At 46.2% G+C, this 11,327-nt stretch carries 9 protein-coding genes and 1 other RNA gene; all 10 read left to right on the top strand.

What is annotated here, in order from left to right; genetic code table 11:
* The first annotated feature begins 30 nt into the window (after positions 1-30).
* On the top strand, positions 31-897 hold the full coding sequence (gene rsmI / locus ED652_RS01360) for a 16S rRNA (cytidine(1402)-2'-O)-methyltransferase (protein ID WP_017106823.1): 867 nt from the start codon (positions 31-33) through the stop codon (positions 895-897).
* Between the two features lie 176 nt (positions 898-1,073).
* Positions 1,074-1,513, top strand: an RNA gene (gene rnpB / locus ED652_RS01355) — RNase P RNA component class A.
* 228 nt (positions 1,514-1,741) lie between these two features.
* Positions 1,742-2,692, top strand: a complete 951-nt coding sequence (gene rsmH, locus ED652_RS01350; protein WP_017084764.1) for a 16S rRNA (cytosine(1402)-N(4))-methyltransferase RsmH — start codon at positions 1,742-1,744, stop codon at positions 2,690-2,692.
* 3 nt (positions 2,693-2,695) lie between these two features.
* Positions 2,696-3,013, top strand: a complete 318-nt coding sequence (ftsL, locus tag ED652_RS01345) for a cell division protein FtsL (RefSeq protein ID WP_017056040.1) — start codon at positions 2,696-2,698, stop codon at positions 3,011-3,013.
* A complete protein-coding gene (locus ED652_RS01340) occupies positions 3,010-4,767 on the top strand; it encodes a penicillin-binding transpeptidase domain-containing protein (RefSeq protein ID WP_122053258.1) in 1,758 nt (585 codons plus the stop codon). Before ftsL ends, ED652_RS01340 begins: the two co-directional genes overlap by 4 nt.
* 18 nt (positions 4,768-4,785) lie before the next feature.
* Positions 4,786-6,270 (top strand): UDP-N-acetylmuramoyl-L-alanyl-D-glutamate--2,6-diaminopimelate ligase, encoded by a 1,485-nt coding sequence (murE, locus tag ED652_RS01335; RefSeq protein ID WP_122053257.1) that lies wholly within the window; start codon positions 4,786-4,788, stop codon positions 6,268-6,270.
* Positions 6,270-7,643, top strand: coding sequence for a UDP-N-acetylmuramoyl-tripeptide--D-alanyl-D-alanine ligase (gene murF, locus ED652_RS01330; protein ID WP_122053256.1), 1,374 nt, complete (start codon positions 6,270-6,272; stop codon positions 7,641-7,643). The genes murE and murF overlap by 1 nt, the downstream gene beginning before the upstream one ends.
* Positions 7,640-8,722, top strand: a complete 1,083-nt coding sequence (gene mraY / locus ED652_RS01325; RefSeq protein WP_017109281.1) for a phospho-N-acetylmuramoyl-pentapeptide-transferase — start codon at positions 7,640-7,642, stop codon at positions 8,720-8,722. Before murF ends, mraY begins: the two co-directional genes overlap by 4 nt.
* 58 nt (positions 8,723-8,780) lie before the next feature.
* Positions 8,781-10,097, top strand: coding sequence for a UDP-N-acetylmuramoyl-L-alanine--D-glutamate ligase (murD, locus tag ED652_RS01320; protein ID WP_122053255.1), 1,317 nt, complete (start codon positions 8,781-8,783; stop codon positions 10,095-10,097).
* Between the two features lie 22 nt (positions 10,098-10,119).
* Entirely contained in the window at positions 10,120-11,316 is a 1,197-nt protein-coding gene (ftsW, locus tag ED652_RS01315) for a cell division protein FtsW (RefSeq protein ID WP_122053254.1), read from the top strand.
* Positions 11,317-11,327 lie beyond the last annotated feature (11 nt).

Raw genomic sequence — 11,327 nt, 5'->3', positions numbered from 1 at the left:
TATATTAATCGTTGAAGTGATGGTAAACAAATGACAGATAACAAAACCTTGCTCACAGAGAGCCCAACTCTCTATATTGTGCCAACCCCAATCGGAAATTTGGGAGATATCACTCAAAGAGCAATTGAAATTTTATCAAGTGTCGATGTTATTGCAGCCGAAGACACACGCCACACGGGTAAGCTGCTTGCTCACTTCAATATATCCACCAGAACGTTCGCTTTACATGATCATAATGAACAAACTAAAGCGCAAGTTCTAGTCGAAAGGTTATTAGAAGGTCAGTCTATCGCATTAGTCTCTGATGCGGGTACTCCTTTAATCAGTGACCCAGGTTACCATCTTGTATCACAATGTCGTCAAGCGGGTGTGAGAGTTGTGCCACTTCCTGGTGCTTGTGCTGTGATTACCGCACTTAGTGCGTCTGGTTTGCCGTCTGATCGTTTCAGCTTTGAAGGCTTCTTACCGCCAAAGAGCAAAGGTCGTAAAGACAAGTTCTTAGAGATCGCAAAAGCAGAACGCACGTGTATCTTCTATGAATCTCCGCACCGTATTACTGATTCTCTACAAGACATGCTTGAGATCTTAGGCCCAGACCGTGAGGTTGTGTTGGCGCGTGAGCTGACTAAGACATTCGAAACCATTCAAGGGCTACCACTTGGTGAGCTTATTGAGTGGATTGAAGAAGATTCGAACCGTAAGCGCGGTGAGATGGTACTGCTGATTCATGGTCACCGTGAAGAAGCGAGCACAGAGCTGCCAGACGAAGCAACTCGTACGCTGGGTATTCTAACCAAAGAGCTGCCACTTAAAAAAGCAGCAGCGATGACAGCAGAAATCTACAACCTAAAAAAGAACGCTTTATACAAATGGGGCTTAGAGCATCTAGACAACTAGAGGTCGCTTTATAGAGTAGCTAACTTGTATTGAAAAGCTTGTGAGGAGTGAGGGTAATACCGTCGCTCCTTTTTTTGTGCCTGGATTGTGTGAAATTCGTGCACTTGCTTAATGGTTTGCAGCATATGTGTGATCTCGCTAGACACTGCACACTAATCTCTATACAATCCGCCCTCGGAGTTGAACGGGTAATCGCTGCTTTGCTGATGTCCTTCGGGAGACTGACGTTGAGGTCCTTCGGGAAACTGACGTTGAAGTCCTTCGGGAGACTGGTAGAGGGGAGGAACGTCCGGGCTCCATAGAGCAGGGTGCCAGATAACGTCTGGGGGGCGCGAGCCCACGACAAGTGCAGCAGAGAGAAGACCGCCGATGGCCTCATTTCTTCGGAAGAGGCACAGGTAAGGCTGAAAGGGTGCGGTAAGAGCGCACCGTGCGGCTGGCAACAGTTCGTAGCAAGGTAAACTCCACCCGGAGCAAGATCAAATAGGCCCTCGCATTGCGCTGCTCGCGTATGGGGGCGGGTAGATTGCTTGAGCCTGTGAGCGATTGCAGGCCTAGACGAATGGTTACCGCCGCGCAAGCGGAACAGAACCCGGCGTATGTGTCAACTCCACCTATATAAAGAACCCATCATTACTTAACAGTAGTGATGGGTTTTTTGCTTTATATTGACGTAAATTATTTAGATTTCCTTAGAATCCTTCACCCTGATATAAGCTTGGGTCAAAAATTCCCAAAGCCTATACACAATATGGTGGAGATACGGCGTGAAATCAGTACACTAAAACGTTAATAGAACAAATTATTGCCTAACTAACGGCTCAATCCACTCACTGAGAAGACTATGACAGAAGCATTCAAACATATTTCAGTATTGCTTAACGAATCTATTGACGGACTTGCGATCAAACCTGACGGTACCTACATCGATGGTACTTTTGGCCGTGGTGGTCACAGCCGTACAATCCTGTCTAAACTGGGCGAGAATGGACGCCTCTTTAGTATCGACCGCGATCCACAAGCGATTGCTGAAGCTCAGAAGATTGATGATCCCCGTTTTACAATTATCCATGGCCCATTCTCGGGTATGGCTGAATATGCAGAGCGTTATGACTTAGTTGGTCAAGTGGATGGTGTTTTACTGGATTTAGGTGTCTCTTCACCGCAGTTGGATGATGCTGAACGTGGCTTTAGCTTCATGAAAGATGGCCCGTTGGACATGCGTATGGATCCAACAACAGGTATTCCTGTTTCTCAGTGGTTAGTTGAAGCGGATCTTGATGATATCACTTGGGTTATTCGTGAGTTTGGTGAAGACAAACATGCTCGCCGTATTGCGAAAGGCATCATTGCTTATCAAGAAAACGAAGAAAACGAACCGTTAACGCGTACTGGTCAACTGGCTAAGCTTATCTCAGACGTTGCTCCAAAGAGCTTTAAAGAGAAAAAGCACCCAGCGACACGTGCATTCCAAGCGTTTCGTATCTATATCAACAGTGAACTTGAAGAGATCGATACCGCACTGAAAGGCGCAGCAAGCATTCTTGCTCCTCAAGGTCGTATCTCTGTTATCAGCTTCCACTCTCTTGAAGACCGCATGGTGAAGCGCTTTATTCGTAAAGAGAGCCAAGGCCCACAAGTTCCTCACGGTTTACCGCTAACAGAAGACCAAATTAAAGCGTTAGGCAGTGCCGATCTAAAACCAATTGGTAAAGCGATCAAGCCTTCTAAAGATGAAGTGGATGAGAATACTCGTTCGCGCAGTTCAGTACTACGAATCGCAGAAAAGCTATAGTCAATGAAGACCTCCAAGCCAAACTTAGCCAAGATAATATTTTTTGATTTGATCTCCGTGGGTAAAGTCCCATTGGTGCTTCTTATCTGTATCTTCGCGAGTGCGATGGGGGTCGTTCTTACGACACATATGTCACGTCAGGCTATTACGCAAAAAGACACAGCATTAGTGGAACGAGAACAACTTGATGATGAGTGGCGAAATTTAATGCTTGAAGAGACGGCTCTGGCTGAACATAGTCGTGTTCAAGCATCGGCAAAACGAGAGCTAGACATGAAACGTCCAGACTCTGACAAAGAAGTAGTGATCACACTGAAATGACCGGTAAAAAGGAAAAAGCACCCGCAAAAACCGTTAATAAATCAACGAAAGAGTGTGTGAAGAGCGAAAAGGATTCGGATCCAATTCTTATTAAGTGGCGTTTCAACGTCTTGATTGCTTTCGTGTTTCTTGCCTTTGCTGCACTCGTAGGCCGTGTCGCCTATATTCAAATTATTGAACCAGATAACTTAATCCGTCAGGGCGACCTTCGCTCGGTACGTGTTAAGGCAATTCCTTCCGCTCGCGGTATTATCTCAGATCGTAATGGCGAACCGCTTGCTGTGAGTGTTCCAGTTGAAGCGGTATGGGCCGATCCAAAAACGATTTTCGATAAAAATGGTATGGCCCAAATTGATCGTTGGTATGCGTTAGCCGACGTACTTGGCCTGAAACGCCAATCAATGATCGATAAAATCTCTAGCAACAAATCCCGCCGATTTGTTTACCTGCAAAGACAAGTTAGCCCAGCGATGGCTAAGTATATTCGAGAACTAAAGCTGGTGGGTGTTGGCCTTAAAGCGGAATCTCGACGTTACTACCCGGCAGGTGAAGTCAGCGCGCACCTTATCGGTGTGACCGGTATTGACGGGCATGGTTTGGAAGGCGTTGAACGTAGCTATGACAAATGGCTCACGGGCGAGGCGGGTAAGCGGACGATTCGTAAAGATCGCTATGGACGTGTTGTTGAAAACATTGCTTTAGAAGAGCGTGAAGAAGGCAAACCACTCGAATTAACGATCGATCAACGATTACAAGCCATTGCCTATCGCGCTATTAAGCAAGCCGTGGCCGATCACAAGGCGACTTCAGGCTCTGCGGTACTACTCGATGTAAAAACGGGTGCCGTGTTAGCTATGGTTAATGCCCCTTCTTATAATCCGAACAATCGTGCTGATTTACAAAGCTTTAAGATGCGTAACCGCGTGCTGACCGATGCAATGGAACCCGGTTCGACCGTGAAACCTTTTGTAGTTTTGGCGGCGCTGGAGAACGGCACTGCAGACCCAGATATCATTATTGATACTGGCAATGGCATTATGCAGATCGGTGGTAGTCGAGTACGAGACTCTTCTAAAGTCGGTAAGGCTGACTTAGCGCTGATACTCAAGAAATCGAGTAACATCGGCGTTGCAAAACTGGCGCTTAACATGCCACTTGAAGCTTTGCTTGGTATGTACAGTTCAGTTGGCCTAGGCGAGATGTCTGGGCTCAACTTGGTTGGTGAAACGAGCGGTATTTTCCCGAATCGCCGTCGTTGGTCAAAGTTTGAAATTGCGACCTTAGCGTTCGGTTATGGCTTGTCTGTAACACCGATGCAATTGGCACATGCTTATGCAACGTTAGCCAACAAAGGCATGTATGAACCTATTCATATTATTAAGAGTAACGACCAAGATTTTTCTAAGCAAATCATCAAGCGCGAGAACGCGGAACTGGTTCTGAAAATGCTTGAAGGGGTTACTCAAAAAGGTGGTACGGCGACAAGGGCCGCGGTTCCTGGTTACCGAGTTGCAGCAAAAACGGGTACATCTCGTAAGGCTGAAGCGGGCGGCTACAGTGATGAATACATCGCGGTGACCGCAGGTTTTGCTCCAGTCAGTGACCCAAGAGTCGCGTTGGTTGTTGTGGTTAATGAACCTCAAGGTGACCTTTACTATGGCGGTTCAGTTGCAGCCCCGGTTTTTTCTGAAATCATGAAGGGTGCACTGCAAATACTGAATGTCCCTGCTGATGAAAACAAGTTTCAAGAATAGAGCTAATCAGGATTCAATATGAGTAATAGCCTCACGCTGTCATCTTTACTTTCTCTTTGGGGAGACTTTGGGTCTCCTGAGTTGGAGTCGATTGCTGTTGAGCAATTGGAGTTAGATAGCCGAGCCATCAAGGACGGTGATATTTTTGTTGCCGTAATCGGACATGCTGTCGATGGTCGTCGGTTTATCGATAAAGCCGTTTCTCAAGGCGCGAAAGCCGTCATTGCACAAGCTGGCGATGACAAAGATCATGGCTTGGTTGAGAAGCTAAACTCGGTTCCTGTGGTTTATGTTTCAGACTTAAACTCAATACTCTCTGAATTAGCTGGCCGTGTTTATTCTTCTCAAGCGACCAAATTGATTGGTGTCACTGGCACCAATGGCAAAACCACCATCACCCAGTTGATTGCTCAATGGCTTGATCTCGTCGGTCAACGTTCAGCGGTAATGGGTACAACAGGTAATGGTTTCTTAGATAATCTAAAAACAGCTGCTAACACCACGGGGAGTGCTATTGAAATACAGCGCACACTGAGTGAGTTAGCAGCAGATAAAGCGGTTTATACCGCAATGGAAATCTCTTCTCATGGTTTGGTGCAAGGCCGAGTTAAGGCTTTGGATTTTGAGGTTGGTGTATTTACTAACCTGAGCCGTGATCACCTTGATTACCACGGTACGATGGAAGAGTACGCATTGGCTAAGAAGAGCCTGTTTACTCAACACAAATGCAAGCACGCAGTCATTAATGTGGATGACGAAGTGGGTAAAGCTTGGATGTCAGATTTATCCAATGCCATAGCCGTTTCACTGTCACCGCTAACGGGCTATCAACAATCGGTATGGGCATCTGATGTCGCTTATGCAGAAACTGGTATTCAGCTGTCTTTCGATGGTAACTGGGGGCAGGGGCAACTGTCTGTTCCTTTAATTGGCCAGTTCAACGCATCAAATGTACTGGTTGCTTTTGCGACTTTGCTTTCGTTGGGTATCGACAAGCAAACCTTGGTCGACACCGCGCCTCAGCTTCAGCCTGTTATTGGCCGTATGGAGCTTTTCCAAACTCCGAACAAGGCAAAAGTGGTTGTCGATTATGCTCATACACCCGATGCGTTAGAGAAAGCACTGGCAGCATTGCGCGTGCATTGCTCTGGACAATTGTGGGCAATCTTCGGCTGTGGTGGTGATCGCGACACCGGTAAGCGCCCAATGATGGCAGCAACTGCAGAGCAGTTCGCCGATAAAAGCATTATTTCAGATGACAACCCTCGCAGTGAAGATTCTGCGTTGATTGTTAAAGATATGCTAGCCGGCTTAAGTGAACCTGAAGCTGCATTTGTCGAGCACGATCGCTATCAAGCCCTTAAGTTTGCTCTAGAGCAGGCTGGCAGCAATGACATTATTCTTCTGGCAGGTAAAGGCCATGAGGATTACCAAGTATTGAAAGACAAAACGGTACATTATTCAGACCGAGAGTCTGCGCTACAACTTTTAGGTATTTCATAATGATTGATGTATCACTCGAGCAGATTTGTTTTGCTGTTAATGGCGAGCTGATTGAGGCAGGAAATTCGAACAATACCGTAATCAATGCTGTTTCAACGGATACTCGTACCGTTGAAGAAGGCGCATTGTTTGTCGCTATCGTTGGAGAGCGCTTTGATGCGCATGACTTTTGCCACCAAGCCGTTGAGGCAAACGCGAGCGCGTTGTTAGTCGAACGAAAACTTGACCTAAATATTACTCAAGTTGTTGTTGAAGACACTAAACTTGCTTTAGGTCAGCTAAGTGCTCGGATCCATGAGCAATGTAATGTTCCAACCATGGCGATTACAGGCAGCTGTGGCAAAACGACCGTCAAAGAGATGGTGGCAAGTATTCTACAACAGCGTGGCAAGGTGCTGTTTACGGCAGGTAACTTCAATAATGATATTGGTGTGCCTTTGACTTTGTTACGCAGTGAACCAAGCGATGACTATGCAGTGATCGAATTAGGCGCTAATCATATTGGTGAAATCGCCTACACCACGCAGCTAGTCAAACCACAAGTTGCCTTGGTGAATAATGTGGCCGCAGCTCACTTAGAAGGCTTTGGTTCTATCGATGGCGTGAAACAAGCGAAAGGTGAAATCTTTCAGGGGCTTGCTGCCGGTGATACTGCTATTGTTAATCTAGAGAGCAACGGTGGTGGCTTTTGGAAAGAAGTACTTGCAGATAAAGCGGTGCTAACATTTTCTGAAAGTAACCATGAAGCCGATTATTTTGCTGAAAATATCGAAATCAACGACCAAGGCGAAGCTTGCTTTGATATGCAGACGCCATTAGGTGCTGCGGCTGTTGAACTTGGTATTATTGGTCAGCATAACGTGGCGAACGCGTTGGCGGCTGCAGCGTTGAGCATTCAATTTGGTGCAACGCTTGATGAAATAAAAAGTGGTTTAGCGAACCTTATCTCGGTCAAAGGACGAGTTGAGGTTCAACAATTAAGTCAGAATATCAAGCTGATAGATGACAGTTATAACGCTAGCGTGCCTGCAATGAAGGCGGCAGCTAAATTGCTGTCGAGCTTTAAAGGTCAACGTTGGTTGATTTTAGGCAATATGGCTGAATTAGGCGACGAAAGTCTTGCACTTCACCGTCAAGTCGGTGAATATGCTGCCCCATTCGCTTTTGAGCATGTACTCACTTACGGTGATGATACCAAGGTGATTAGTGAGGTCTGTAATGGCACCCACTTCGCAACGCATCAAGCGATGATCGCACACATAGAGCAGCACTTATGCTTGCCGAATAACGCGTCACACACCTTGTTGGTGAAAGGCGCAAACAGTGCAGGGATGAGTAAAATAGCCGCTGCTTTAAAGGAGAACTTTTCATGATAATTTGGCTTGCAGAGCTACTACAGCCATACTTTTCTTTTTTCCGTTTGTTCGAATACCTATCGTTTCGAGCAATCGCGAGTATTTTGACAGCTTTATGTCTGTCGCTGTGGATGGGACCTCGTTTAATTGAGCGTCTGCAAATGCTACAAATTGGCCAAGTTGTTCGTAATGACGGCCCTGAATCTCATTTCAGCAAACGTGGTACGCCAACCATGGGCGGTGTGATGATCCTGGCTGCGATCATTATTACGGTATTGATGTGGGCTGATCTCTCGAATCCTTATGTTTGGGCTGTATTAGTTGTACTTGCTGGTTATGGCGCGGTCGGTTTTGTTGATGACTACCGTAAAGTGGTTCGTAAGAACACCGATGGTTTGATCGCTCGCTGGAAGTACTTCTGGCAATCGGCTATTGCATTGGTTGTGGCTTTTGCTCTGTATGCTCACGGGCACGATACTGCAGCAACTCAATTGGTTGTTCCTTTCTTTAAAGATGTGATGCCACAACTTGGTTTACTGTATATCGTACTAACTTACTTTGTTATTGTGGGTACCAGTAACGCGGTAAACCTAACAGACGGCCTAGACGGCTTGGCTATTATGCCAACAGTTATGGTTGCGGCTGGTTTTGCTGTAATTGCTTGGGCGACAGGTAACGTTAACTTCGCGGCATATCTACACATTCCATACATCCCATACACCTCTGAGCTGGTTGTGGTTTGTACCGCTATCGTGGGTGCGGGCCTTGGTTTCCTATGGTTCAACACCTACCCAGCACAAGTATTCATGGGCGATGTTGGTTCGCTAGCACTTGGCGGTGCATTGGGTGTGATTGCTGTGTTAGTTCGCCAAGAGTTGGTACTGGTTATTATGGGCGGTGTGTTTGTAATGGAGACTCTGTCAGTGATTCTGCAGGTGGGCTCTTACAAACTGCGTGGTCAGCGTATTTTCCGCATGGCACCGATTCACCACCACTATGAACTGAAAGGTTGGCCAGAACCGCGTGTAATCGTGCGTTTTTGGATCATCTCAATGGTGTTAGTACTGGTTGGCCTAGCAACGCTGAAAGTTCGTTAATCCTATGTGAGCCTCTTAGTGAGAGGCTCTTTAAAACTATTAAGAGCATCTTGTTTAAATGGAACGTTGGCAAAATATTCAAAATGTAGTGGTTGTGGGGCTCGGTATTACCGGGCTCTCTGTCGTTAAACATCTCGTAAAATATCAACCTCATACGCATGTGAAGGTAATTGATACGCGAGAGCTACCACCAGGAAAAGAATCTTTGCCTGAATCGGTAGAACTGCATTCTGGAAGTTGGAATAGCCAATGGTTAGCGGAAGCTGATTTAGTGGTTGCTAACCCGGGTATCGCCTTAGCGACCCCTGAAATACAAGATGTTATTCAAGCGGGAACTCCGGTTGTTGGCGATATTGAACTGTTTGGCTGGGCGGTAAACAAACCCGTCGTGGCAATAACTGGCTCCAATGGCAAGAGTACTGTGACCGATCTAACGGGTGTGCTTGCTAAAGCTGCCGGTCTTAACGTTGGTGTTGGTGGCAACATCGGTATTCCAGCCTTAGACCTTCTTGAGCTTGATGCCGATTTATATGTCCTTGAGCTTTCAAGCTTTCAGCTAGAGACAACATCCAGTCTAAATCTTGCAGCGGCGGCTTTTTTGAACTTGTCAGAAGATCATATGGATCGCTATCAAGGCATGGCCGATTACCGTGACGCTAAATTAAGAATTTTTAATAATGCTCAGTACGCGATTGTAAACCGCGAAGACAAAGAGACTTATCCTGACCATACGATGTCATTGGTGACATTTGGACTTGATGACCAAGAGTTTGGTGTATCAATGGTCGATGGCACCGAATGGCTAGTTGATAACGGTAAGCCAGTACTTGCTACCCAAGATTTAACATTGGTTGGACGTCATAACGTGGCGAATGCGTTAGTCTCGTTAGCGCTATTGAAGCAAGTTGGTATTGAATACAGCAAAAGCCTTGAAGCTCTGAAAGCCTACAATGGTTTGACGCATCGTTGCCAAGTAGTGGCTGACAAGCGCGAAATTAAATGGGTTAACGACTCAAAAGCGACCAACGTAGCCAGTACATTAGCGGCTTTGTCGGGATTAGAATACCAAGGTACTTTGTATCTCTTAGTCGGAGGTGTGGGTAAAGGTGCTGACTTTAGCGAGCTTAAACCCGTGTTGGCGCAACTAGACCGCGTACAACTGTGTTGCTTCGGTGAAGATGCTGCGCAATTTATGCCATTACATCCATCGGCTAAGGCGTTTGATACCATGCGTGACATCATCGAGAGTATCTCTGCACAATTGGTGTCGGGTGACATGGTGATGTTGTCTCCTGCATGTGCAAGCTTCGATCAATTTAATAACTTCATGGCGAGAGGTGATGCGTTCACTGAACTTGCTCATGAGTATGCCTAACGTGTTGAAGGACTGACATTCAGTGCAAAGAGTGAAAGAGATTAATCAATCTATTTGGCAATGGCTTAACCGTGCCACACCAGAAGCGCTCTACGATCGTCAGTTGGTATGGATTGCTCTTGGACTGATGCTGACGGGCTTGGTAATGGTAACGTCGGCTTCGTTCCCAATCAGTGCTCGTTTAACCGATCAGCCGTTTCACTTTATGTTCCGTCACGCCATTTTCTTGGTGTTAGCGTTAATCGTATCCAGCGTCATATTGCAAATTCCAATGAAGCGTTGGTTTCAATACAGCATGTATCTACTGGGTTTATCCTTCTTTTTGTTGGTCGTGGTATTGGCTGTCGGTAAGTCGGTGAACGGTGCATCGCGCTGGATCCCTCTTGGATTATTTAACTTACAGCCCGCTGAAGTCGCTAAGTTATCGCTGTTTATCTTTATGGCGGGTTACTTGGTTCGAAAACAAGATGAAGTGAGGAAAACCTTCTTCGGTGGTTTTGGTAAGCCAATTATGGTGTTTGGTGCCTTTGCAGTCTTACTCCTTGGCCAACCCGATTTAGGTACCGTTGTTGTAATGCTGGTTACCTTATTTGGCATGCTATTTATCGCGGGCGCCAAGCTTTCACAGTTTATTGCCTTAATGGTGGCGGGCATTGCTGCGGTCGTCGGCTTGATTGTTATTGAACCCTACCGTGTTCGACGTGTGACCTCGTTCTGGGAACCTTGGAATGATCCGTTTGGCAGTGGCTACCAGTTAACTCAGTCATTGATGGCATTTGGCCGTGGTGATTGGATGGGGCAAGGTCTTGGTAACTCGGTTCAGAAGTTAGAATATTTACCAGAAGCACATACCGATTTTGTGTTTGCTGTATTGGCTGAAGAGTTAGGCTTTGTTGGCGTAACTTTAGTGCTGATCCTTATTTTTAGTTTGGTGCTTAAAGCGATTCTAATTGGTAAGAAAGCCTTCGAGAACGAACAGTTATTCAGTGGCTACCTTGCCTTTGGTATTGGTATTTGGTTTGCATTTCAGACGCTTGTTAACGTAGGTGCCGCTTCAGGAATCGTTCCAACCAAAGGTCTGACATTGCCATTGATCAGTTACGGCGGGTCAAGTTTGATTGTGATGTCGGTGGCGGTTTCGATGCTGCTACGTATCGATCACGAGTGCCGAATACAACAGAAAGAACAAGCTGACAATCAAAACGAATTAGTAGAATAAGAATCTAACGT

The organism is Vibrio sp. Evd11, from assembly GCF_900382755.1.
Lineage (GTDB): Bacteria > Pseudomonadota > Gammaproteobacteria > Enterobacterales > Vibrionaceae > Vibrio > Vibrio lentus.
This window is presented reverse-complemented; position numbering and strand designations above follow the sequence as displayed.

Coding starts and splice junctions, on each gene's coding strand:
- rsmI (WP_017106823.1), top strand. CDS start 31: ATGACAGATAACAAAACCTTGCTCACAGAGAGCCCAACTCTCTATATT.
- rsmH (WP_017084764.1), top strand. CDS start 1,742: ATGACAGAAGCATTCAAACATATTTCAGTATTGCTTAACGAATCTATT.
- ftsL (WP_017056040.1), top strand. CDS start 2,696: ATGAAGACCTCCAAGCCAAACTTAGCCAAGATAATATTTTTTGATTTG.
- ED652_RS01340 (WP_122053258.1), top strand. CDS start 3,010: ATGACCGGTAAAAAGGAAAAAGCACCCGCAAAAACCGTTAATAAATCA.
- murE (WP_122053257.1), top strand. CDS start 4,786: ATGAGTAATAGCCTCACGCTGTCATCTTTACTTTCTCTTTGGGGAGAC.
- murF (WP_122053256.1), top strand. CDS start 6,270: ATGATTGATGTATCACTCGAGCAGATTTGTTTTGCTGTTAATGGCGAG.
- mraY (WP_017109281.1), top strand. CDS start 7,640: ATGATAATTTGGCTTGCAGAGCTACTACAGCCATACTTTTCTTTTTTC.
- murD (WP_122053255.1), top strand. CDS start 8,781: ATGGAACGTTGGCAAAATATTCAAAATGTAGTGGTTGTGGGGCTCGGT.